The organism is Albimonas marina (assembly GCF_029223255.1).
Lineage (GTDB): Bacteria > Pseudomonadota > Alphaproteobacteria > Rhodobacterales > Rhodobacteraceae > Albimonas.
Genome location: NZ_JARHUC010000004.1, coordinates 140539 through 162677, shown reverse-complemented (window position 1 = coordinate 162677; position 22139 = coordinate 140539). Strand labels below are relative to the sequence as shown.

Sequence of the window (22139 nt, the reverse complement as noted above, 5' to 3'; positions counted from 1 at the left end):
GTCGATCTTCGCGAAAGCCTCGCAGGGCCCCGTCGCCGTCCTCAGCGGGCGGCGTTGAGGTTGCGCCGGGCCTGCGCCAGCTCGGCCGAGCGGTTGTTCTGCTGGTAGACCTTGATCGCCAGCTTGCGCACGTGGTTGGTCTTCTTGAGGTACTCGTCCTGCGCCACGCGGCCCTTGGCGCCGCCCAGCTGGCGCGCCTCGGCCTCCAGCTGCCGCTGGCGGTCGGCGGCGCCGGGGTGGGTCGACAGGAAGCTGGTGTTGTCGCCGTACATGCGGCGCATCACCTGGAAGCTCTGCGCGCCCTCGACCCCGTCGTAGCCGGCCTTCACCAGGTACTTCATGCCCAGGTCGTCGGCCGCGGCCTCCTGCTCGCGCGAGAAGTCGGCGTAGTAGGCCTGGCCGCCGATGCCCGCCACCAGGTTGGTCAGCTCGCCCGGCACACCCAGCAGCGCGCCGCCGATGCCGGCCAGCGCCTGGCCGATGGCGACCTCCTGGCGCTTGGCCATGCCGGCGGAGACGTGGCCCAGGTCCTCGTGCGCGATCTCGTGCGCCAGCACCATGGCCAGCTGCGCCTCGTTCTCCATCGTGGCCAGCAGGCCGGCATGGATGAACACGTAGCCCGCGCCCGAGGTGAAGGCGTTCGCCGAGGCGTCCTTGATGATGTAGGTCTTCAGGCGGCTGGCGCTCTTCGGCCGGGCGGCGTCGATGCGCGCGGTGATCTGGTCGACGTAGGCGTTCACCTTGTCGCCGTTGATCAGCATGTTCTTGTTCTTCAGCTCGGCGAGGAGCTGCTGGGACTGCTGCCGTTCGGCCTGCGAGGTCGAGCCGGAGCCGGGTCCGGCGACGGTCCCGCCCTGCGGCGCGCCGCAGGCCGCGACGCCGAAGGCCACGAAGGCGCTGAGAATCAAGCGCGGGGCTTTCATGGAGGTCCTCCTGTCGTTGATCGACGCGACCTTCCCCATGCGGAAGGGCGAAAGATGGACGGCCCGGGGGCGAGGTCGTGAAGACCCGGTGACGATACGCCGGCGGCCGCCGCCTCCGTCGCGCGCCGCGCCGGCGCCCCGCGCACGATGCCGAGAGGCTACCTGTCGGGACGGCGTTCCGTCATATGGGATGGCGCGAGGTGGATTGGCGAGGGGCGCGCAATGAAAAACCCCCGGGCCGGGCCCGGGGGTTCAAGGTTTTCATGCGGGGCGCGCGCCGATGGCGCGACGCTCTCCGTCAGGCGTGAGCCTTACAGCAGTCCTTCGCGCTGCGCCTTCTTGCGCGCGAGCTTGCGGGCGCGACGGATCGCTTCGGCCTGCTCGCGGGCACGCTTCACGGACGGCTTCTCATAATGCTGACGAAGCTTCATCTCGCGGAACACGCCTTCGCGCTGCATCTTCTTCTTCAGCGCGCGGAGCGCCTGGTCGACATTGTTGTCGCGGACCATAACCTGCACGGGTACTCACCACCTTTCATAGCTGTCTGGCCGCAGGAGCGCGCTATATATCAACGAGGCCCGGACCTGTCCACCGCCCTTGCCGCGGCGGAGAGGCGCCTCATTTCGTCCGGCCAACGACCCGCGCCGACCACAAGGAGCGACCATGTCCCTGCCCGAACACGACGCCCCCGCCGCCGAGACCGCGACCGCCCCGGGCGCGACGGCGACGGCGGCCGAGGGCGCCTCCGGCCTCGACGCCGTTCGCGCCAAGCTTTTGGAAAAGCTTCCTGAACACGTCCAGTTCGACGGCTGGTCGCGCGCCGCGATCGACATGGCCGCGGTGGACGCAGACGTGCCCGAGGACGTGGCCCGCATGGCCTTCCCCACCGGGGTGGACGCCGCCGCGGCCTTCCATGCGCTGGGCGACCGGCGGATGCTGGAGGCCCTGTCGCGCGAGCCGCTGGGCGCGATGGGCATGACCGCGAAGATCACGCTGGCGATCCGGCTGCGGCTGGAATCGGTCTCGTCGGAGACCGAGAAGGAGGCGGTGCGCCGCGCGGCCTCGCTGTTCGCGCTGCCCACAAACACCGCGCGCGGGGCCCGGCTGATCTGGGCGACCGCCGATGCGATCTGGACCGCGCTCGGCGACGAGAGCGACGACCTGAACTGGTATTCCAAGCGCGCCACCCTGTCGGCGGTGATCTCCTCGACCGTGCTCTACTGGCTGGGCGACGACTCGGAGGGGGCGGCCGACACCTGGGCCTACCTCGACCGGCGCATCTCGGACGTGATGAAGATCGAGAAGGCCAAGGCCCGGATGCGCGCCAACCCGCTGGGCCGCATGGCGACCTCGGGCGTCGAGGCGCTGTCGCGCGGCCTGAAGAAGGCCCCCCGCCGCCGCGCCGGCGGCTGACGCCGGACCGCGGCGGCCGGGCGCCGCCGCTCCGCGTCCCTAGGTCCGCCCGGACAGCGCCATCGCGCCGTCCGGCCGGTCCGCCTCGCGCCGCAGCCAGCGGATGAAGGCCTGCAGGGCCGGCCGCTCGGGCCCCGGGCGGCGGACGATGTGATAGCCCAGCCGCCCCTCGGGGTCGTCGTCCTCGAACAGCTTCACCAGCCGCCCGGCGTCCAGGTCCGCCTGCACGAACACCTTGCCCGACAGCGCGATCCCCTGCCCGTCCAGCAGCGCGGGGTGGATCATGTAGCCCGGCAGGTAGGCGCCGCCCGCGCCGGTCAGCCCCTCCACCCCGTGCTCCACCAGCCAGCGCGACATCTCCTCGGTCCCCTGCTCCTGCAGCCAGGGGAAGGCGGCGAGGTCCTCCATCCGCTCCACCCGCCGTCCCTCGACCAGCGAGGGGGCGGCGGTGATGATCCGGGGGCTGGCGAGCAGCAGGCGGCTCTCGACCCCCGGCCAGCTCCCGTCGCCGTAGCGGATGGCGAGGTCCACGCGCCCCTCCGACAGGTCCACCACCCGGGCGGAGGGGTCGATGTCGAGCTGGATCTCCGGATGCGCCCGCCGGAAGCCGCCCAGCCGCGGGATCAGGAAGCCCACGGCGAAGTTGGGCGTCAGGGTCACGCGCACCGGCCGGGCCGCGTCCTCCTCCGCGAAGGCCTCCAGCGCGGCGCGGATCTCGTCGAACCCGGCCGAAACCCCGCGCGCCAGCAGCGCCCCGTCCGCGGTCAGCGCCAGCCCGCGGCCGGCGCGGCGCATCAGGGGGCGGCCCAGCTCCGCCTCCAGCTTGCGCACGTTCTGCGCCACCGCGGCGTGGGAGACGTTCATCTCCCGCCCCGCCTCGGAGAAGGAGAGCGTGCGCGCCGCCGCCTCGAAGGCGCGCAGCGCGGCCAGGGAGGGGAGCGGGGCGGGTCGGCTCATCTGAAATCCCAGCTTTCAGGTCGCGATTTTTCCTGAGTCGCATTCTCGCGCCGGAAACCGCATCTGTCACCTATCGAAACCCGGCGCCGCCCCCTGTTCGACGCCAAGCGATGGAGCATACGATGTTTCAGATCATGGCCCAGACGATCCGCATTGCGACCCTGCGGGACGCCTACGACTCGATCCCCTCGGCCGGAGAGCGGGCCGAGCGCGCCCGCCGCCAGGCCGAGGCGCTGGCCGCGACGGCGCGGGAGCTGCAGGCGAAGGCCGCCCGGCGCGAGGCGGAGGCCCGCGCCAAGGCCGATCTGACCGCCCGCGCCCGCGTCGCCGAGGCCGCGCGCGCGGAGGCGGCGCGGCGCAAGTGCGCCACACCCCTGTTCGGCCGGCGGATGCGCCGCCTCAGCTTCTGGGCGAAAGCCGCGTGAGGTGACCCATCTTGCGGCCGGGGCGCGCCTCGCCCTTGCCGTAGAGATGCAGGCGCGCCGTGGGATCGGCGGCGAGGCCGCGCCAGTCCGTGGCGTCGTCGCCGATCAGGTTCGTCATCACGGCGTCCGAGTGCCGGGCGCCGTCCCCCAGCGGCCAGCCGCAGACCGCGCGGACGTGCTGCTCGAACTGGTCGACGATGCAGGCGTCCAGCGTCCAGTGCCCGGTGTTGTGCACCCGCGGCGCGATCTCGTTGACCACGAGGCCCTGGGCGGTCTCGAAGAACTCCACCCCGATCACGCCCACGTAGTCCAGCGCCTGCAGGATCCTGCCGGCCGCGAGCACGGCGTCGGTGCGGCGCATCGCGGACAGGGCCGAGGGCACGGTCGAGGTGCGCAGGATCCCCTCCGCGTGCACGTTCTCGGCCGGGTCGAAGGCCACGACCTCGCCTGAGAGGCCGCGCGCGGCGATCACCGAGACCTCGCGGCGGAAGGGCACGAACCCCTCCAGCACGCTGGGCGCGCCGGCGACGGCGGCCCAGGCGGCGGCGACGTCGTCGGCCCCGTTCAGCCGGGCCTGGCCCTTGCCGTCGTAGCCCAGCCGCCGGGTCTTGAGGATCGCGGGGCCGCCCATCTCGGCAAGGGCCGCGGCCAGCTCCGCCTCCGACGCGACCGCCCGGTAGGGCGCGGTCGAGAGGCCGATCTCGTTGAGGAAATCCTTCTCCGGCAGGCGGTCCTGCGCGATCTCCAGCGCCTTCGGGCCGGGGCGCACGGGGACCCGCGCCGCCAGCGCGCGGGCGGCGTCGACGGGGACGTTCTCGAATTCGTAGGTCACCGCGGCGCAGGCGGCCGCGAGCTCGGCGTGGGCGGCGGGGTCGGCGTAGTCGGCGCGGATCACCCGGTGGGCGACGTCGCCGGCGCAGGGCTCGGCCTCGGGCGCGAGGATCACGCAGCGGATGCCGAGGCGAGCCGCGGCCATCGACAGCATCCGCGCGAGCTGGCCGCCGCCGAGGATGCCGAGCGTGCCGCCCGGCGGGATGGGCGCAGGCTCAGTCGTCATGGGGTTCTTCGGCCACGGCCTCGGTCTGCGCCTCGCGCAGGATCTCCAGCCGCTCGGCCAACTCGGGGTCGGTGGTGGCGAGGATCGCAACGGCCAGAAGCGCCGCGTTGGCCGCCCCCGCCTCGCCGATCGCCAGCGTGCCGACGGGGATGCCGCGGGGCATCTGGACGATGGAGAGCAGGCTGTCGAGGCCCGACAGCGCCTTCGAGCGCACCGGCACGCCCAGCACCGGCACCCGGGTCTTGGCGGCGAGCATGCCCGGCAGGTGCGCCGCCCCGCCCGCGCCGGCGATGATCACCCGCAGGCCCCGCTCGGCCGCGGATTCGGCATAGGCGAACAGCCGGTCGGGGGTGCGGTGGGCCGAGACGATGCGCACCTCGTGCGGGACGCCCATGGTTTCGAGCACGTCGCGGGCCAGCGACATGGTGGCCCAGTCGCTCTGCGAGCCCATCACCACGCCCACCAGCGGCGGGACCTCCTCGGCGGCCATGACGGCCTCTTCCTCGAGGGTCTCCAGCGTCTCGTCGGTCGCGACGTCGTCGTCCGGGGTTCCCTCGTCGGGAAGCGTCTGGTCGGGATCCTGCGCCATGCGTCACCTCATCCTGGGCGGCGGAGGCGGCGCCGGGGCCGCCTTCGGGCCGCATAGCGGACGGGGCGGCGTCTGTCACGTCGGCGCGGCGGCGCAGGGGCCGCGCCTTCCGGCGGGCGGCGCGGGACCGCGCCGGGCGGGCGTCGTCAGAAGGCGATCGAGGCGGCGTCGGCGGGGGCCCAGTCCATCGGGTCCTCGCCGCCGGCGACGGGGAGCCAGTCGCCCGCCTCCGCAGCCTCGTCGGCGCCGTCCAGGGCGCGGAAGTCGAAGCGGTCAAAGTCGGCGGTCTCGAAGGCCATGGCCCTGTCTCCCTGCGGCGACGGCGGGGCCTGTCCCCGCCGGCAGGACAGGGATCCGCACACTCGGCGTGACGCCCGTGCGACAGGACCGCCGGCGGGGTTCCGCGGGCGCCCTGGGCGGCGCGGCCTCAGGCGATGATGTCGGGGAACAGCTCGTCCTCGATCCGCGCGATGCGGTCCTTCAGGGCCAGCTTGCGCTTCTTCAGCCGGCGCATGGACAGCTGGTCGGACAGGGGATTGCCCTGCATCGCCTCGATGGCGGCGTCGAGATCCCCGTGCTCGGCGCGCAGGCGCTCGAGCTCGAGGGTCAGCAGCTCTTCGCGGCTCATCAGGTGGGTCATCGGCGCTCCGAAACCGGCGGCGCGCTTGGGGGACCGGGGGCGCCGCGGACCCCGCCATTGTAGCCGCCGCGCCGCGCCGCACAAGCGAACCGGGCGCCCCGGCGCCCGCGGAACGCGACCGGGCGGGCGCGGCCGGCGCCGAACGCCCCCTTCCGACCCCCGCGCGACACGGTCCGAGGGCTTTTCACCGAGCGGATCGCTTATCGCGAAGCCTGCGGTTGCCGCGACGGGGACTCCCTTCTAAGTACCCCGTAATGAAAATACGTGGTGAACTCTCGCGCATCCTGCGCCGTCCGCCCCGGGTCTCGGTCGTCCGCCTCTATGGACCGATCGGAATGCCCGGACGCCTGGCGTCTTCGCTGAGCGACGAATTCATCGGCCCGGCCCTGGAATCCGCCTTCGGCGCGAAACCCGCGGCGGTGGCCCTGGCGGTGAACTCGCCCGGCGGATCGGCCGTGCAATCGGGCCTGATCGCCAGCCGCATCCGCCGCCTGGCGGACGAGACCCGGATCCCCGTCTACGCCTTCTGCGAGGACGCGGCCGCCTCGGGCGGCTACTGGCTCGCCTGCGCGGCGGACGAGATCTGGGTGGACGGCGCCTCGATCATCGGCTCGATCGGCGTGATCTCGGCCGGCTTCGGCTTCCAGGAGGCGATCGCCCGCCTGGGCGTCGAGCGGCGCGTGCACACGGCCGGCGAGCGCAAGGCGATCCTCGACCCGTTCCAGCCGGAGCGGGAGGAGGACGTCGAGACCCTGCGCCAGATGCAGGCCCAGATCCATCGCCTGTTCCAGACCCACGTGCGCGAGCGACGCGGCGCGCGCCTGTCGGACGTGGACCTGTTCACCGGCGAGTTCTGGACCGGCGCCCGCGCGACCGAGCTGGGCCTGGCCGACGGCATCGGCCACCTGCCCGCGGTGATGCGCGACAAGCTGGGCGCCAAGGTGAAGTTCCGCGAATACGGCCCGCGCCGGGCGCTGGGACAGCGCCTGGGCCTGGTGGGCGGACGCGGCGGGGTCGCGGCCGACGCGGCGTCGGCCGCGGCCGCGCAGCTGGAGACGCAGGCCATGTGGGCGCGGCTGGGGATCTGACGACGAATGCTCGCCAAGCTCGCGCTGCTCTTCCTTGTGGTCATGGCGCTGATCGTGATGATCTTCGGCCGCCCGAAGGCCGGCGACGGCGTGCGGCGGCGGCGCTGGTTCGGCCGCAGGGGACGCCCCCCCGACGACCCCCGGCGCTGAGCCGCCTGCGACCGCGACGAGGGCCCTGCATGGCGCGGGACCCGGACGGTCGCGGCCGGCCGCCCGCCTCCTCCGCTGTCGCGACGACGCACCCCCCGCCCCGTTCCATTCTCCCCGACCGCCCCCATATGCAGGGGCCGCCAGCCGCAGCCAGCGCGAAAGGAAGTTCATGGACCTCGTCATCGCGGTCGTCGGGCTCGCCATCCTTCTGGGGGCGGGAGACGCGCTGGTGCGAGGCGCGGTGGCCCTGGCCCTGAGGCTGGGCATCCCTGCGCTGCTGGTGTCTTTGACGATCGTGGCCTTCGGCACCTCGGCGCCGGAGCTTCTGATCTCGGTCCAGTCGGCGCTGGACGACGCGCCGGGCATCGCCTTCGGCAACGTGGTCGGATCCAACATCGCCAACGTGCTGCTGGTGCTGGGCGTGCCGGCGATGCTGCAGCCGATCGACGCGCGCGACTGCGACACTCGGCGCAACTACGTGATGATGGGCGCGGCGACGCTGGTGTTCGCGGGCCTGCTGTGGACCGGCCCGCTCCACTGGCCCCAGGGGATCCTGCTGCTGGCGCTGCTGGGCGCCGTCCTGTGGGACGCCTGGCGCACCGCGCGCGACCACCGGCGCGAGGCCGCCGCGGCGGGCGAGGAGATCGACGACGACCTGCCCGACGAGATCGCCGAGGCCGACCCCCACATGGCGCCCTGGAAGCTGGCGCTGTTCCTGGGCCTGGGCCTCGCCGGCCTGCCCCTTGGCGCGCACCTGCTGATCGAGGGCGCGCGCGGCGTCGCCCTTCAGGCCGGCGTCTCCGAGGCCGCGATCGGCCTGACGCTGGTGGCGCTGGGCACCTCCCTGCCCGAGCTCGCCACCACGGTGATGGCCGCGCTGCGCCGCCAGGCGGACGTGGCGCTGGGCAACGTCATCGGCTCCAACATCTTCAACATCCTCGCGATCATGGGCGTGGCGAGCTTCTTCGGCCCGCTCGAGGTTCCCGCCGCGATCCTGCGCATCGACCTGTGGGTGATGATCGGCGCGGCCGCGCTGCTGGCGCCCTTCGTCGCGGGATGGACTCCCATCACGCGGTGGATGGGCGCGGGCATGACCGCGCTCTATCTCCTCTACGCATGGGCGGCGCTGACCGTCGCGGGCTGAAGACGCCCGCGCGCCGGCGGCCGTCGACGCAGACCGCGGCCCGAGGGCCGCAGCCAGGGGGACGCAGAATGCACCACGACCACGAAGGCGGCCTTGCGCCCGGAGCGGCGCTGATCACCGGCGCGGGGCGGCGGCTGGGCGCCGCGATGGCCCAGGCGCTGGGCGCGATGGGCTGGGACGTGGCGCTGCATTGCATGTCCTCGCGCCAGGGCGCCGACGCGGCCGCCGCCGAGGTCGAGGCCGCGGGCGGGCGCGCCGCGGTGCTGCAGGCCGACCTGCTGGACGCAGCCGAGGTCGACGCCCTCGTCCCCCGCGCGGCCGAGGCGCTGGGCCGGCCCCTGACCCTGCTGGTCAACAACGCCTCGATCTTCGAGCCCGACGCCATCGGCACGGTCACCGCCGCCAGCTGGGATCGCCACGTCGGTTCGAACCTGCGCGCGCCGTTGTTCCTGACCCAGGCCTTCGCCGCCCAGGCGCCCGAGGCCGGGACCGACCCCGAGGGCTGGCCGGTGGCGCGGGCCTGCGTGGTCAACATGATCGACCAGCGGGTCTGGAAGCCGACGCCGGCCTTCATGACCTACTCGCTCGCCAAGCACGGGCTGTGGGCGCTGACCCGCACCTCCTCCCAGGCGCTGGCCCCCGCGATCCGCGTGAACGCCATCGGCCCCGGCCCGACCCTGCGCGGCGACCGCCAGACCCAGGACCATTTCGACGCCCAGCGCCGCGGAACGATCCTGGGCCGGGGCGCCTCGCCCCGCGACGTCTGCGCCGCGCTGCGCTACATCCTGTCGGCCGACGCCGTCACCGGCCAGATGATCGCCGTCGACGCCGGCCAGCACCTCGGCTGGCGGACGCCGGACGTCATCGGACCTGAATAAGTCTTGCAACCCCAGGTGGATTTTCCGTGGCGTCTGACGCAGCGGGAGCGCAACCGCAACCTGCCGCGACGCAACAGTTGTCCACCTCCCCCCGTTTGCGTCGCGGGATCGTCACGGATTTGTAAACAAAATCAGGATTTTGCAGGTGAAGATTTTTTTCCCTGTCTTTTCAATACCTTGAAGATGTGCCCAAAATTTGGGTCAGGAGGGAAAAACCCTTGTACGCCAACGAGAAGCAAGAACCATTCAAGGATGCCCCCAGACTTATCCACAGGATCGGTGAATTCATTCGTTCTTGCACCCCGCGAACCGCTGGACTAGCCCGCTGAGCGACTCATGAACCAGACGCCTCCAGATCACGGACCGTCCCCGGAAAGCCGCCGGGACGCCGAGGAAACCCCCGGGACCCCGGTCGCGGAGGGGGAGACCGGGCTCGACCCGACCCCCGGCGCCCAGAAAACAGGCGCCCCCCGGACCGGCTCGGAGGTGATCCGGGCGGAGCTTCGCCACCTGCCCGACGCGCCCGGCGTCTACCGGATGCTCGATGCCGCGCAGAACGTGCTCTACGTCGGCAAGGCCCGCTCGCTGAAGAAGCGGGTGGCCAGCTACGCCCGGCCCACGGGACATACCGCGCGGATCGCGCGGATGATCTCGGCCACGGCTTCGATGATGTTCCTGACCACGAACTCCGAGACCGAGGCGCTGCTGCTCGAGCAGAACCTGATCAAGCAGCTCAAGCCCCGCTTCAACGTGCTGCTGCGGGACGACAAGAGCTTCCCCAACGTGCTGATCGGGGACGCCCACCCTTATCCCCAGATCCGCAAGCACCGCGGCGCGCGGCGCGAGCCCGGCAAGTACTTCGGCCCCTTCGCCTCCGCCGGCGCGGTGAACCGCACGCTCAACCAGCTGCAGAAAGCCTTCCAGCTGCGCACCTGCACGGACTCCGTGTTCGAGAGCCGGACCCGCCCCTGCCTGCTGTTCCAGATCAAGCGCTGCTCGGCCCCCTGCGTGGGCCGGATCTCGGAGGAGGACTACGCCCAGACCGTCGCCGACGCGACGCGCTTCCTGAAGGGCGAGAGCACCGACGTGCAGAAGACGCTGGCCGCCGAGATGGCCGCCGCCAGCGCCGAGATGGAGTTCGAGCGCGCCGCGGCGCTCCGCGACCGCATCCGCGCCCTGACCCAGGTGCAGGCCGTCCAGGGCATCAACCCCGAGGGCGTGGACGAGGCCGACGTCGTCGCCCTGCACATGGAGGGCGGCCAGGCCTGCGTGCAGGTGTTCTTCTTCCGCGCCCACCAGAACTGGGGCAACCGCGCCTACTACCCCCGCACCGGCTCCGGCGCCGAGCCGGCCGAGATCCTCGAGAGCTTCCTCGTCCAGTTCTACTCCACCAAGGAGCCGCCCAAGCGCGTGCTCCTCTCCGACCCCGTGGACGACCCCGAGCTGCTGATGGAGGCGCTGACCACCCGCCGCGGCAAGGGCGTGCGCGTCTCGGTCCCCCAGCGGGGCGAGAAGCGGATGCTGGTCGAGCACGCCCTGAAGAACGCCAAGGAGTCGCTGGCCCGCCGCCTCGCCGAAAGCTCCGCCCAGACCGCCCTGCTGGAGAGCCTGGCCGAAAGCTTCGGCCTCGACGCCCCCCCACGCCGGGTGGAGGTCTACGACAACTCCCACATCCAGGGCGCCCACGCGGTCGGCGCGATGATCGTCGCCGGCCCCGAGGGCTTCGAGAAGTCCCAGTACCGAAAATTCAACATCAAGCGCGAGGGCGCCGCCGGCGACGACTTCGCGATGATGCGCGAGGTCCTCGACCGCCGCTTCGCCCGCCTCCTGAAGGAGGACCCGGACCGCGACAAGGGCCTGTGGCCGGACCTGCTGCTGATCGACGGCGGCCAGGGCCAGGTCTCCGCCACCCACGGGGTGATGACGGAGCTCGGTCTCGACGACATCGCCCTCTTCGGCGTCGCCAAGGGCGAGGACCGCGACGCCGGCAAGGAGATTTTCTACGCCCCGGGGAGACCCCCCTTCGCCCTCCCCCACCGCAGTCCCACCCTCTATTTCATCCAGCGCCTCCGCGACGAGGCCCACCGTTTTGCGATCGGCACGCACCGCGCCAAGCGCTCCAAGGCCGTCAGCGCCAACCCCCTGGACGAAATCGCCGGCGTCGGCCCCGCCCGCAAACGCGCCCTGCTGGCGCATTTCGGCTCGGCCAAGGCGGTGGGGCATGCGGGGATCGAGGATCTGAAGGCGGTGGAGGGAGTAAGCGAGGCGCTCGCCGAGACCGTCTGGGCGCATTTTCACCCGGAGGGGTGAGCGGCTCAGTCCGCTGGCCTGCCATCCAGGGCGTCTGCAATTCTGCGCAAATCCGACTGCCGGTGAACCCGTCTCAGAAACTCGATCTTGACCTTACGCCGCGGATCGAAGTCGTCCCAGGGTTCCGACAGCGCTTCCGCAGCGATCGGCAGGATCGTCTCGAAAGTTTCGCCGAGCCCCGCAATTTGGAGTTCTTCCTCGCTCCGCGCTGCTGAAAGGCACGCAAGGAACTACCGACGATCTGCTGACCGAGCGACGACGTCGACCTGTCTGAAAGCCGTCACCGTTAGCAGCCAGCTTGCGCAGTAAGCTCCCAGGGCCAGGGCCCACGAAATGGCAAGGGATGCATCGGCGATCGGTCCTGCCAGACCAATAGCCAAAGCTGGCAGGACGGCGATGAGCGAGGCGCGTCCAATCATCATCCTCTTTGCGGCCAAGGCGTCTGATTTCCAGTGCGCTTCGCCGATGTTGCCTAGCGTCATCCTGAAATTCATCTCGCCGCCTTCGTCGACCGCGCCCAACCGCCGCGCTTCCCTCCCGAAACTTTGACCATCCTGCGGGACCCGCTATCAAGGTCCGTGCGTTCCCGGTGGGACGGGGGCGCGGGGACATCGTGTGTGTGGAAAAACCTGCCTTCGGAGGCGAACGTCGACATGACCCGCAAGATCTATCCGGTCATCCTGTGCGGCGGCTCGGGCACCCGCCTGTGGCCGCTCTCGCGCAAGAGCTATCCGAAGCAGTTCTCCGCCCTGATGGGCGAGACCTCGCTGTTCCAGCAGACCGTGAGCCGGCTGTCGGGCCCGGGCTACGCGCCCCCCGTGCTGCTGACCAACGCCGAGTTCCGCTTCATCGCCACCCAGCAGCTGGGCGAGATGGGGGGCGACGCCTCCAAGATCCTGATCGAGCCGGCGCTGAGGAACACCGCCCCCGCCGTGCTCGCCGCCGCCGTGGCGCTGGAGAGCGAGCCTGACGCGCTGATGCTGGTGGCCCCCTCGGACCACGTGATCCGCGACGACGCGGCCTTCCGCGCCGCGGTCGAGGTCGCGGCTCAGGCCGCCGAGGCCGGCCAGATCGTCACCTTCGGCATCACCCCCGACCGGGCCGAGACCGGCTACGGCTACCTCGAGCTGCCCTCGGCCCCCGCGGCCGGCGCCGCCGCGCCCCTGACCCGCTTCGTCGAGAAGCCCAACGCCGAGAAGGCCGCCGAGATGCTGGCCACCGGCCGGTTCCTCTGGAACGCGGGCATTTTCCTGTTCTCGGTCAGGACCATCCTCGCGGCCTTCGCCGAGCATGCGCCGCAGCTGATGGGCCCGGTGCGCGCCTCGGTCGAGGCGGGCCGGCCGGACCTGTGCTTCTTCCGCCTGGGCGAGACGGAGTACGAGGGCGCCGACGAGATCTCGATCGACTACGCGGTGATGGAGAAGGCGAAGAACCTCTCGGTCGTGCCCTTCGACGGCGGCTGGAACGACCTCGGCTCGTGGGAGACGGTGTGGCGCGAGAGCGGGCCGGACGGCCAGGGCGTGGCCACCACCGGAGGGGCGACGGCGATCGACTGCGCGAACACCTACCTGCGCACCGACTCGGACGGGGTGCAGCTGGTGGGGATCGGGCTGGAGAACGTGGTCGCCGTCGCCATGCAGGACGCGGTGGTGGTCGCCGACATCCGCCAGGCGCAGAGGGTGAAGGAGGCGGTCTCCGCCCTCAAGCAGCAGGGCAAGGGGCAGGCCGAGGATTTCCCGCGCTTCCACCGTCCCTGGGGCTGGTACGAGACGCTGAGCCTCGGCCGCCGCTTCCAGGTGAAGCGCATCATGGTCTACCCCGGCGCGCAGCTTTCCCTGCAATCCCATGTGCATAGATCCGAGCACTGGGTGGTGGTCGAGGGCACCGCGAAGGTGACCGTCGACGACGAGGTGAAGCTGCTGACCGAGAACCAGTCGGTCTACATCCCGCTGGGCGCCGTCCACCGGATGGAGAACCCGGGCAAGGTGCCGATGTTCCTGATCGAGGTGCAGTCGGGGACCTATCTCGGCGAGGACGACATCATCCGCTACGAGGACGTCTACGCCCGCGCCTGAGGCGCAGGCGCCCCGAAACGGGACGATCCAGGCGTGCACGACATGTGCAGACGCCTGTGCAGACATCCGCCCCCGCCCCCCCCCCGGCGGGGGCGGTCTCGTTTCGGGATCCGGAGCGCCCGGTGCGCAACGCGCGTTGCTGAAGCGAGGGAGCCGGGGCGCCCGCAGCGTAAGACGAGTTGAGGAGGCGACGGACCGGGGCGCCCCGGATGGGGGCGAGCCTCCGGCCGTCCAGGTCGCCACGCCGGCCGCGCCCCGTCGACCCCGGTCGGGCGGAGGCGGGGGTGGGCGGGCGGGAGCCTCCGTCCGGGCGGGGGCGGCGGGGCGCGGCGCAAGGGCGGCGGCGCGGCGCGCGGCCTCTTTCGCGGGCGCGCCGGGCGGGGCATGGTCCGCGGCATGACACAGGCCATCGACCCTGACCGGCTCGCCGGCATCCTCGCCTTCCTCCGCGGCGCCGAGCGGCTGAAGGACACGCTGCGCTCCGGTCACACCTCGGGCGGGCGGCCCGAGAGCACGGCCGAGCACAGCTGGCGCCTGACGCTGATGATCGCGCTGTTCGCCCGCGACCTGCCGGGCGTGGATCTCGAGCGGCTGCTGAAGCTGGCGCTGATCCACGACCTTGGCGAGGCGATCTCGGGCGACGTGCCGGCGGTGGAGCAGCGCGCCGACGACGGGCGCGAGGCGCGCGAGCGGCGGGACATGGAGACGCTGTGCGCCCCCCTGCCCGACGATCTGCGCGCCGAACTGCTGGCGCTGTGGGAGGACTACGCCGCCGCCTCGACGCCCGAGGCGGTGCTGGTGAAGGGCTTCGACAAGCTGGAGACGATCCTCCAGCACGCCACGGGCGCCAACCCGCCGGACTTCGACTACGGCTTCAACCTCGACTACGGCGTCGCGCGCACCGACGCCCACCCTCTGCTGCGTGCGATCCGCGAGGCGGCGGACGCGGCGACGCGGGCGCGGATGGACGGGCCGTCGGAGGGCGGTTGAGGGGCGCCTTGCGGGGCGCCTGGGACCGAGGCCCCGGGTGGAGCCCGGAGCGCCTGCGGGGGGCACGACGCGCGGTCGGGGGGACGTGGCGCTTCGCGGAGACGAGTGGTGGAGGCCCCGGGTCAGGCCCGGGGTGCCTGCGGGAGCGGGCGCCTGCGAGGGGAGCCGGGAGCGGGCGCCGGGCGGGCGGTCAGAGGAGTTCGGCGCGGCCGTCGGCGAGGCGCAGGGACATGCCCTGGCGGGCGAGGCGGGCGCGGGGGTAGGCGGCGCGGGCGTCGGCCTCGCGCAGGTCGAGGGCGGCGTCGTCGAGCTCCGGCGGGTGGTGGTGGAAGAGGGTCAGGCCGACGCCCGCCCGCGCGGCCAGCGCGCCGCCCACGGACCAGGTCGAATGACCCCAGCCGCGGTGACGCTCGTAGTCGGCGTCGTCGTAGGCGGCGTCGTAGAGCATCACCGCCGCGCCTTCGACCGCCTCGGCCACGCCGGCGTCGATCGCGGGGTCGCCATGCTCATGGTCGCCGATCACGCAGATCGCGCCCTCCCCCGTCTCGATCCGGAAGCCGCAGCAGCCGCCGGGGTGGTTCAGCGCGATGGGCGTCACCTGGAAGCCCGCGGCCTCGAACGTCTCGCCGGGGCGGAACATGTCCCAGGCGGGCTCGCTCATGTGGATCGGCTGGATGGGGAAGATCGGGGGGCCGGCGAAGGCCATCAGCGTGTCGCGCGCGAAGCCCGAGTCCTCGCCCAGGCCGCAGCGGATGCGGATGCGGGAGGCGGGGTCGTAGAAGGGCGCGAAGAAGGGCGCGCCGATGATGTGGTCGAGATGCAGGTGCGAGAGCAGGATCTCCGCCTCGGTCGGGCGGCCGGTGGCCAGCGCCTCGGCCTTCAGGGTCCGGCCCAGGTCGCGCGCGGCGCTGCCCAGGTCGACGATCAGCGGGGGCGAACCGCAGCCGTCGCGCCGGATCTCGAAGCAGACGGTGTCGCCGCCGAATCGCGCCCGCCCGGCCCGGCCGGTGGGGGCCGAGCCGCCGGCCCCCCACACGGTCAGGCGCACGCCGCCTGAAGAGGCCCCGGGGCCCGACGGGTCCGCGGCGGGCGACATCTCTCAGCCCTCTTCGCCGGCGGGCGCCGTCGCCTGGGAGCGCAGGCGCGCGAGCTCCACCGTGGTCCGCTCCAGTCTCTGGGCCAGCGAGCGGGACATCTCGATCGCCATCTCGGGGAATTCGCGGAGCAGGCGGAGCATCCCCTCCCGCTCGAACAGCAGGGTGCGGAGCTCTCCGCGCGCCTGCACGGTCGCGGTTCGCGGGGTTTCGCACAGCATCGCCATTTCGCCGAACACCTCGGACTCGCCGAGCTGCGCGACGGTGGAGGCGCGGCCGCCGAATTCGACGATCACGTCCGCCTTTCCCGACAGGATCAAATAGGCGCTGTCGGAACTGTCGCCCTGGCGCACAACCATCTCGCCGTCCTTGAATGTGCGATCCTCGCCCATGAAGGCGAGCAACCTCAATCTGGAGGGGTCGACCCCTTGAAACATCGGGGTACGCTGAAGGGCGTTGACCTCGGCCTCGAACTTCACCAGGCGCCCTCCCCTAGCCGCCGAACCACACCACTATCTGCCGCCATCGCGAGCCCCGTCAACTGCGGGAGGCGCGTCGCCCGTCCCGACTTCCTGCGTCACCCGCCCCTGGCGGTCGATGCGGATCACGTGATCGGCCTGTTGCGCGGCCGTCTCGCGCTCCGTTCCATAGACCAGCGCGCCGTCGCCCAGCCGCCCCCGCAGCAGGGCGCGCAACGCCTGGTCCGCCTCCGCGTCGCCGGCCGCGATGCCGTCGAGCACCAGCGCGCCGGGATTCTTCATCAACGCCCGCGCGAGGCCCATCTTGCGTCGCTGCAGCGCGTTGAGGGTCGTGCCCGCCTCGCCCAGCGGCTGGGCCATGCCGGCGCGCAGGATCAGCTCGCGCAGGCCCAGCTCGCCCACCAGGGCGTCCACCCGCTCCTTGAACGGGGTCCAGCTGTCGCGGCGGTCGAGCTTCACGGGGCCGAAGAAGATGTTCTCGGCCATCGAGAAGGCGGGATGGAAGGACTCCGCGTCGAAGACCGCGAAGCGGGGGTCCTTCTCGGCGAAGGCCATCAGCTTGGGGCGGGCGGCGAGCAGCGCCTCGACCCGCTCGGTCCCGCGCATCACGCCCAGGCGGTAGCGGGCGGAGCAGTAGGAGAAGGCGATGGCGATCATCTTGGCCTGCGCCGCGCGGTTGAGCTTGTCGGCGCCGCGCTGGCGGCCTATGCGCAGGATCCCCTCGACCGTCGCCGTCTCGGAGCGGGGGAACAGCCCGTAGCGCTTGAACAGGTCGGAGTCGGCGGCCACGCCCTCGAACAGGGAGAGCAGCGTCTCGCACAGGTCGAGGCCCATCTCGACCATGGTGGCGCGGACGCCGGCCTCCTCGAGCGCGCGCAGGACGGCGCGGTCCTCGGCCACGTCGGGCCAGCGCACGTCGGGGTCGACGGGCAGCGCGAAGAACAGGTTCTCGCCGACCGAGGCGTTGGGGTTGTAGCGGTCGACCTGCCAGTGATCGATGAAGTCCTCGCGCATCTCGCCCAGTTCCTCGGAGGCGGAGATGGCGCCGCGCAGCTCGACGAGGCGGGAGGCGAGCTCGGGCGCCTCCTCGGGGTTGAAGCGCGACAGGAGGCCGATGGCGTAGAGGTCGTCCTCGAGGCCCAGCACCGCCACCAGCTCATGGATGCGGGCCTCGACGGCCGCGAGGTCGTCGTAGCCCGCCTCCACCGGGTCGATCCACTCGTCGGAGATGTCGTCGTCCGGGGCGCCGGTGATCGCGGCCTCGCGGCGGCGAAGCTCGTGCTGGTCGTCGTCGCCCGGGGCGACGGGACGGAACAGGAGGCCGTGGACCAGGTTGTCGCGCATCGAGCCGGCGAAGACCCGCGGGTCGGAGGGGACGTAGGCGGCGCTGCGGTAGAGGATCGGCGTGCCCGCCGACCAGCTGTCCATCTGGCTGTCGACCATGCCCGACAGCGCCTGCAGGAGGGCCGAGCGGGCGACCGCGTCCTCGCCGTGCACCGCGACGACCGAGGCGTGGGGGACATGCACGCTCACCTGCCCCGGCAGGCCGTCGACATGGGCGTCGCTCAGCGCCAGGGCGTGGGGGCCGACCGGCGCGCGGTCGAGCAGGGGCGCGGGGTCGCCGTCCTCGGAGAAGTTCTCCATCACCGAGGTGTAGCGGGCGTTCATGTCCGAATAGTCCTGGTAGAAGCGCAGCAGCTCCTTCCAGGGCGCGGCGAGGTCCTTGTAGGCGATCAGCACCGCGGTCAGGGCGCCGACGTTGAGCTCGCCGTGGATCACGAACCAGCCGCCGATCAGGAAGATGAAGAACGGCGTCAGGTGGTTCGCGACGTTGTTCACGAACTTGATCAGGTTCTTCAGCAGGAAGATCCGCCGCCGGATCACGTAGTTGTCGTAGAGCTGGCGAGAGACGACCGCCTGGTGCCAGCGGCGGGCGCGCAGGGCGCGGATCTCGGTGGCGCCGTCGATCGACTCGTCGATCTCGCGGGCCATGGCGCGGATGTTGGCCAGCCGCACCCGGATCATCGCGATGACCTTGGCCTGCAGCTTGGGCACCAGCCAGGCCTGCACCGGGTAGAGGCACAGCGCCGCCGCCCCGATCAGCGGGTTCTGGACGATGATGAACGACAGGTAGACCAGGAAGCTGCCGCCCTGGGAGACGGGGGTCGAGATGATCGCGCCGACGAAATCGCCGATGGGGGCGAGTTCGGCCGAGATCATCTGCACCAGCTCGCCGGGGGAGGTGTTCTTCAGCCGCGACAGCGGCCGGCCCATCACCCGGCGATAGAGGTCGAAGCGCATCCGGCGCAGCATCCGCTCGCCCAGGATGCCGCGCTGCACGTTCTGGGCGTACTTGACGCCGTTGTTGATCGAGATCGCCAGCAGGTAGGCGAAGCAGAGCGCGATCAGGTATTCCGTCTGCTCGAGCGGTATGCCGAGGAACTCCTTGGGAAAGTCGGTCCCGGAAATCGCCTCGTTGATGATCGTCTTGGGAAGCTCGAGCGTGATCCAGATGATCGGGAAGGTCAGCAACGTGAAGAACAGCAGCACGAGCTGGTCGCGGGCGGAGTGCCGCCAGACGAAGCGCGTCATCTTCTCGGCCATGCTCGGCGCGTGTCCCTCGGTTCGCCGCCACCGTCGTTCGATGCGGCGGGGCGGGTCATTTTCCACGATGCGCGACGTTTTTTGAAGGACTTTCACGGGCCCGTCATGAACGGGCCTGCGGCGCAGGGCCTCAGACCGGGCGCCGGGCGCCCCCCAGGCCCCGCCGGCGGGGCCTGCCCGAGGCGGCGTCGAGCGCGAGCCGAGCCATCCGCCGGGTCGAGACCAGGGCCGCGCGCACGTCGCGCTGCAGCGTGATCAGCGCGGGCGTGACCAGCAGCACCAGGAAGAAGCCCGCCCCCAGCCCGAAGCACAGCGAGACGACGGTGGGCTTGAGGAACTGCGCCTCCTTCGAGGTCTCGGTCAGCAGGGGGGCGAGGCCGACCACCGTGGTCAGCGTGGTCAGCATCACCGGGCGCAGCCGGTCGCAGACCGCGTCGATCACCGCCGGGCGCAGGGCGCGGTTGCGGGCGTATTCGTCGGCGGTCGAGACCAGAACGATCGAGTCGTTGATGATGATCCCGCTCATCCCGATCATGCCCACGACCGAGAACAGGGTCAGCGGCAGGCCCATCCACAGGTGCCCCCAGACCACCCCGATCAGGCCGAAGGGCACCACCGCGATCACCGCCAGCGGCCGGGTCCAGGAGCCGAAGACCCAGGCGAGCGTCAGGTAGATGCCGATCATCGCGGCGGCGAAGCCGTATTCTGCCTCCGCCAGGAAGCGCTTCTCCTGCTCGGCGAGACCCGAGAGGGACCAGCGCACGTCGTGCCGCTCGGCCGCCGCGGGCAGGATGCGGTCGCGCAAGTCGTCCTCGATCTCCTGCGCGCGGGCGGCGTCGGACTGGTCGATGTCGCCCGAGACGGTGACCGAGACCACCCCGTCCACCCGCCGGATCAGCGAGAAGCCGGGCCGCGCGGTCACCTCGACCAGCTCCGAGATCGGCGCCCAGTCGCCCGAGGGTGTGCGCACCCGGCTGCGGGAGAGGAAGTCGGCGGTCAGCTCGTCGCGGGCCAGCGCCACCACGATCGAGGCCTCGCGCCCGTCGACGGCGAACTCGGCCGCGGTGACGCCGGTCAGGCGGCGGCGCAGCTCCGCCCCCAGCGCGTCGGTGGTGAAGCCCAGCGCCTCGCCCAGCGGCGTGAGGGTCAGCACCAGCTCGGTCTTGTCGTAGGCGAGGCTGTCCTCGAGCGCCGAGACCTCGGGGTAGGCCGAGAGGGCGGCCTGGATGTCCTCGGACGCGTGCTTCAGGACGGCGGGGTCGGCGCCCGTGAGCTCGACCGAGACGGCGTCGCCGCCGGGGCCGGAGCGCACGAAGCGGAAGGCGATGATCTCGGCCATCGGGTGACGCTGCACCCGCGCCTGCACCGCGGCGTTGAAGTCGGAGGAGGAGTAGGGCCGCAGGTCCGCGTCGATCAGCTCGGCCTCGACGGAGGCGAGCTGCCAGGGCTCCTTCTCGTCCTGGACCGAGAGGCCGCGGCCGGCGGCGCCGCCGATGCGCGAGAGGGCGAAGCGGATCGGGTTGGTCCCGTACTTGGCCTCGAACTCGGCCGCCGTCTCCTCCAGCGCCTGGTCGACGAGGGCGAGCTGGGCGAGCGTGTCCTCCCGCTCCGCGCCGGCCAGCATGGCGATGTTGGCGCTGATCTGGCCCCGCTCGGGCGCGTTCCAGAAGCGCCATTGCAGCTCCCCGCTCACCAGCCGCTCGACCGACAGCAGCAGCAGCATGACCGCGAGGCCCATCAGCGGGTAGCGCAGGCGCATCATCCACACGACCGCCGGGCGGAAGAGGACGGCGACGAAGCGGTCGAAGCCGCGGTTCACCCATTCGGCCGGGCGGTCGTACCAGCGCCGGCGGCCCATGCCCTCGATCGCGTGGCGCATGTGGTTGGGCAGCACCAGGAAGCACTCGGCGAGGCTGGCCGCGAGCACGATGCAGACCACCGTGGGGATGTCCTCGACCATCTTCCCGAAGCGCCCGCCCAGCGCCAGCATCCCCGAGAAGGCGAGCAGCGTGGTGACCGCCGAGGAGAACACCGGCGCGGCCATGCGGCGGGCGGCGGTCTCGGCCGCGGCGATGGGCGAGAGGCCGCGGCGGCGCGCGAGGTGGTCGGCATGCTCGCCCACCACGATGGCGTCGTCGACCACCATGCCCAGCGTCAGGATCAGCCCGAAGAGCGAGACCATGTTGATCGAGACGCCCAACGCCCACATGGCCGCCGCCGCCGCCAGCAGCGCCGTGGGGATGCCGGCCGCGACCCACAGCGCGGTGCGGGCGTTGAGGAACAGGAACAGCACGCCGACGACCAGCAGCAGGCCGAAGAGGGCGTTGTCGAGCAGGAGCGAGAGGCGCTGGGCGATGCGGTCGGCGAAGGTGTTGAAATAGGCGATCTCGACGCCGGCGGGGAGCGAGGGGCGCATCTCCTCGGCCACCCGCTGCACCACGGCGAACTGGCGCAGGGTGTCGCCGGTCTCGCCCCGGCTGACGCGGACCAGGGCCGCGGGCTCGCCCTTCACGTAGAAGCGCGCGCCGCGCCGGTCGCCGTCGTCGACCACCTGGGCGAGGTCGCGCACGCGCAGCTTCTCGCCCTCGGCGGTGGTGCGCACCACCACGTCGCCCAGGTCCTCGCGGGAGCGGGTCTCCTCCCCCGTCGAGATCCGGGCGCCGCCGGGGGTGGCGCCGCCGGGGCTGGAGGCGGCGGCGGCGGAGACGGCGGAGGCGATCTCGGCCAGGGTCGCGTCGTGGCGCAGGAGCAGGGGCTCGGACGCCTCGATGCGGATGCGGCGGTCTGGGGCGCCGCGCACCGAGATGCGCGACAGCCCCTCGACGCGCAGGCGCTCGGCGTATTCGTCGGCGAGGCGCACCAGCAGGTCGGGGTCGACGGGGCCGTGGAAGACGACGTCGGTGACCGGGAAGGTCCAGGCGTGGCGCTCGACGGTGGGGCTCTCGGCCCCCTCGGGCAGCGGCCCGACGGAGGAGACGGCGGCGGAGACGGACTCGGCCGCGGCGAAGATGTCGTAGCCCGGCTCGAAGGTCAGGGTGATCGCGGCCGAGCCCTCGCGCGCCTTGGCCGAGATCTCGTCCACCCCCTCCACCACCGCCAGCGCGGGCTGGAGGACCTGGACGACGTTGCGGTCCACCTGCTCGGGGCCGGCGCCGGGCCACTTGACGTTCACATAGACGTCGTTGGCCACGATGTCGGGCATGAACTGGGTGCGCAGGTTCTGCACCGCGCCCAGGCCCGCGATGATCATCGCCAGAAGCAGGAGGTTCGCCGCCGTGCCGTGGCGGACGAAATAGCCGAAGAAGCCGGGGGCGCGGCGCATC

At 71.9% G+C, this 22139-nt stretch carries 21 protein-coding genes; 9 read left to right on the top strand and 12 right to left on the bottom strand.

Annotation, left to right across the window (positions count from 1 at the left end; translation table 11 throughout):
• Positions 1–41 precede the first annotated feature (41 nt).
• Together P2H44_RS12295 and rpsU are read right to left on the bottom strand one after the other, a co-directional pair.
• Entirely contained in the window at positions 42–923 is an 882-nt protein-coding gene (locus tag P2H44_RS12295) for a M48 family metalloprotease (protein ID WP_275763848.1), read from the bottom strand.
• Positions 924–1234: 311 nt separating this feature from the next.
• The gene (gene rpsU, locus P2H44_RS12290; protein ID WP_092859369.1) at positions 1235–1441 is read right to left on the bottom strand and encodes a 30S ribosomal protein S21; all 207 of its coding nucleotides are present in this window, start codon (positions 1439–1441) and stop codon (positions 1235–1237) included.
• A gap of 145 nt (positions 1442–1586) precedes the next feature.
• Here rpsU and P2H44_RS12285 point away from each other — a divergent pair, with 145 nt between their 5' ends.
• Entirely contained in the window at positions 1587–2336 is a 750-nt protein-coding gene (locus tag P2H44_RS12285) for a COQ9 family protein (RefSeq protein ID WP_275763847.1), read from the top strand.
• 39 nt (positions 2337–2375) lie between these two features.
• Here P2H44_RS12285 and P2H44_RS12280 read toward each other — a convergent pair whose 3' ends face one another.
• Complete coding sequence (locus P2H44_RS12280) at positions 2376–3293, bottom strand: LysR family transcriptional regulator (RefSeq protein ID WP_275763846.1); 918 nt, start codon at positions 3291–3293, stop codon at positions 2376–2378.
• 122 nt (positions 3294–3415) lie between these two features.
• Here P2H44_RS12280 and P2H44_RS12275 point away from each other — a divergent pair, with 122 nt between their 5' ends.
• Entirely contained in the window at positions 3416–3718 is a 303-nt protein-coding gene (locus P2H44_RS12275) for a hypothetical protein (protein ID WP_275763845.1), read from the top strand.
• Here the strand turns inward: P2H44_RS12275 and P2H44_RS12270 are convergent.
• The 4 genes from P2H44_RS12270 to P2H44_RS12255 all read right to left on the bottom strand — a co-directional run bounded on the left by P2H44_RS12270 (position 3693) and on the right by P2H44_RS12255 (position 6004).
• Positions 3693–4775: a 5-(carboxyamino)imidazole ribonucleotide synthase gene (locus P2H44_RS12270; RefSeq protein ID WP_275763844.1), complete on the bottom strand. Its 1083-nt coding sequence runs from the start codon at positions 4773–4775 to the stop codon at positions 3693–3695. The genes P2H44_RS12275 and P2H44_RS12270 overlap by 26 nt on opposite strands.
• On the bottom strand, positions 4765–5265 hold the full coding sequence (purE, locus tag P2H44_RS12265) for a 5-(carboxyamino)imidazole ribonucleotide mutase (RefSeq protein WP_275764577.1): 501 nt from the start codon (positions 5263–5265) through the stop codon (positions 4765–4767). Before purE ends, P2H44_RS12270 begins: the two co-directional genes overlap by 11 nt.
• A 245-nt stretch (positions 5266–5510) precedes the next feature.
• Complete coding sequence (locus tag P2H44_RS12260) at positions 5511–5663, bottom strand: hypothetical protein (protein ID WP_275763843.1); 153 nt, start codon at positions 5661–5663, stop codon at positions 5511–5513.
• A 128-nt stretch (positions 5664–5791) separates the two neighbouring features.
• Entirely contained in the window at positions 5792–6004 is a 213-nt protein-coding gene (locus P2H44_RS12255; RefSeq protein WP_275763842.1) for a YdcH family protein, read from the bottom strand.
• 335 nt (positions 6005–6339) lie between these two features.
• On the opposite strand from P2H44_RS12255, the gene P2H44_RS12250 reads away from it, so the two are divergent.
• From P2H44_RS12250 to uvrC, 5 genes are all read left to right on the top strand, one after another.
• Entirely contained in the window at positions 6340–7092 is a 753-nt protein-coding gene (locus P2H44_RS12250; protein WP_345798993.1) for a S49 family peptidase, read from the top strand.
• Positions 7093–7098: 6 nt separating this feature from the next.
• A complete protein-coding gene (locus tag P2H44_RS12245) occupies positions 7099–7242 on the top strand; it encodes a hypothetical protein (protein WP_275763840.1) in 144 nt (47 codons plus the stop codon).
• Positions 7243–7411: 169 nt separating this feature from the next.
• Entirely contained in the window at positions 7412–8386 is a 975-nt protein-coding gene (locus tag P2H44_RS12240; protein WP_275763839.1) for a calcium/sodium antiporter, read from the top strand.
• Between the two features lie 68 nt (positions 8387–8454).
• Positions 8455–9264: an SDR family oxidoreductase gene (locus tag P2H44_RS12235; RefSeq protein WP_275763838.1), complete on the top strand. Its 810-nt coding sequence runs from the start codon at positions 8455–8457 to the stop codon at positions 9262–9264.
• Between the two features lie 336 nt (positions 9265–9600).
• Positions 9601–11574, top strand: coding sequence for an excinuclease ABC subunit UvrC (gene uvrC / locus P2H44_RS12230; RefSeq protein WP_275763837.1), 1974 nt, complete (start codon positions 9601–9603; stop codon positions 11572–11574).
• A 230-nt stretch (positions 11575–11804) separates the two neighbouring features.
• On the opposite strand, the gene P2H44_RS12225 is transcribed toward uvrC, so the two are convergent.
• Positions 11805–12095, bottom strand: a complete 291-nt coding sequence (locus P2H44_RS12225) for a hypothetical protein (RefSeq protein ID WP_275763835.1) — start codon at positions 12093–12095, stop codon at positions 11805–11807.
• A 132-nt stretch (positions 12096–12227) separates the two neighbouring features.
• Here P2H44_RS12225 and P2H44_RS12220 point away from each other — a divergent pair, with 132 nt between their 5' ends.
• Complete coding sequence (locus tag P2H44_RS12220; protein ID WP_275763834.1) at positions 12228–13649, top strand: mannose-1-phosphate guanylyltransferase/mannose-6-phosphate isomerase; 1422 nt, start codon at positions 12228–12230, stop codon at positions 13647–13649.
• 396 nt (positions 13650–14045) lie between these two features.
• Positions 14046–14639 carry an HD domain-containing protein gene (locus P2H44_RS12215; protein WP_275763833.1) on the top strand — a complete coding sequence of 198 codons (594 nt, stop codon included), beginning with the start codon at positions 14046–14048 and terminating at the stop codon, positions 14637–14639.
• 190 nt (positions 14640–14829) lie between these two features.
• Here P2H44_RS12215 and P2H44_RS12210 read toward each other — a convergent pair whose 3' ends face one another.
• The 4 genes from P2H44_RS12210 to P2H44_RS12195 form a co-directional block, all read right to left on the bottom strand.
• The gene (locus P2H44_RS12210) at positions 14830–15735 is read right to left on the bottom strand and encodes an MBL fold metallo-hydrolase (RefSeq protein WP_275763832.1); all 906 of its coding nucleotides are present in this window, start codon (positions 15733–15735) and stop codon (positions 14830–14832) included.
• Positions 15736–15738: 3 nt separating this feature from the next.
• Entirely contained in the window at positions 15739–16212 is a 474-nt protein-coding gene (locus P2H44_RS12205; RefSeq protein WP_275763831.1) for a cyclic nucleotide-binding domain-containing protein, read from the bottom strand.
• A gap of 33 nt (positions 16213–16245) precedes the next feature.
• Entirely contained in the window at positions 16246–18816 is a 2571-nt protein-coding gene (locus P2H44_RS12200; protein WP_275763830.1) for an ABC transporter transmembrane domain-containing protein, read from the bottom strand.
• A 130-nt stretch (positions 18817–18946) separates the two neighbouring features.
• Positions 18947–22138 (bottom strand): efflux RND transporter permease subunit, encoded by a 3192-nt coding sequence (locus tag P2H44_RS12195; protein WP_275763829.1) that lies wholly within the window; start codon positions 22136–22138, stop codon positions 18947–18949.
• Position 22139: the final 1 nt, after the last annotated feature.

Bases quoted from the DNA above. Each gene is read 5' to 3' on its own strand.
- P2H44_RS12250 (WP_345798993.1), top strand. From the start codon at position 6,340: ATGCCCGGACGCCTGGCGTCTTCGCTGAGCGACGAATTCATCGGCCCG.
- P2H44_RS12275 (WP_275763845.1), top strand. From the start codon at position 3,416: ATGTTTCAGATCATGGCCCAGACGATCCGCATTGCGACCCTGCGGGAC.
- purE (WP_275764577.1), bottom strand. From the start codon at position 5,265: ATGGCCGCCGAGGAGGTCCCGCCGCTGGTGGGCGTGGTGATGGGCTCG.
- P2H44_RS12195 (WP_275763829.1), bottom strand. From the start codon at position 22,138: ATGCGCCGCGCCCCCGGCTTCTTCGGCTATTTCGTCCGCCACGGCACG.
- uvrC (WP_275763837.1), top strand. From the start codon at position 9,601: ATGAACCAGACGCCTCCAGATCACGGACCGTCCCCGGAAAGCCGCCGG.
- P2H44_RS12280 (WP_275763846.1), bottom strand. From the start codon at position 3,293: ATGAGCCGACCCGCCCCGCTCCCCTCCCTGGCCGCGCTGCGCGCCTTC.
- P2H44_RS12270 (WP_275763844.1), bottom strand. From the start codon at position 4,775: ATGACGACTGAGCCTGCGCCCATCCCGCCGGGCGGCACGCTCGGCATC.
- P2H44_RS12200 (WP_275763830.1), bottom strand. From the start codon at position 18,816: ATGGCCGAGAAGATGACGCGCTTCGTCTGGCGGCACTCCGCCCGCGAC.
- P2H44_RS12220 (WP_275763834.1), top strand. From the start codon at position 12,228: ATGACCCGCAAGATCTATCCGGTCATCCTGTGCGGCGGCTCGGGCACC.
- P2H44_RS12285 (WP_275763847.1), top strand. From the start codon at position 1,587: ATGTCCCTGCCCGAACACGACGCCCCCGCCGCCGAGACCGCGACCGCC.
- P2H44_RS12260 (WP_275763843.1), bottom strand. From the start codon at position 5,663: ATGGCCTTCGAGACCGCCGACTTTGACCGCTTCGACTTCCGCGCCCTG.
- P2H44_RS12235 (WP_275763838.1), top strand. From the start codon at position 8,455: ATGCACCACGACCACGAAGGCGGCCTTGCGCCCGGAGCGGCGCTGATC.
- P2H44_RS12255 (WP_275763842.1), bottom strand. From the start codon at position 6,004: ATGACCCACCTGATGAGCCGCGAAGAGCTGCTGACCCTCGAGCTCGAG.
- P2H44_RS12215 (WP_275763833.1), top strand. From the start codon at position 14,046: ATGACACAGGCCATCGACCCTGACCGGCTCGCCGGCATCCTCGCCTTC.
- P2H44_RS12240 (WP_275763839.1), top strand. From the start codon at position 7,412: ATGGACCTCGTCATCGCGGTCGTCGGGCTCGCCATCCTTCTGGGGGCG.
- P2H44_RS12210 (WP_275763832.1), bottom strand. From the start codon at position 15,735: ATGTCGCCCGCCGCGGACCCGTCGGGCCCCGGGGCCTCTTCAGGCGGC.
- P2H44_RS12295 (WP_275763848.1), bottom strand. From the start codon at position 923: ATGAAAGCCCCGCGCTTGATTCTCAGCGCCTTCGTGGCCTTCGGCGTC.
- P2H44_RS12245 (WP_275763840.1), top strand. From the start codon at position 7,099: ATGCTCGCCAAGCTCGCGCTGCTCTTCCTTGTGGTCATGGCGCTGATC.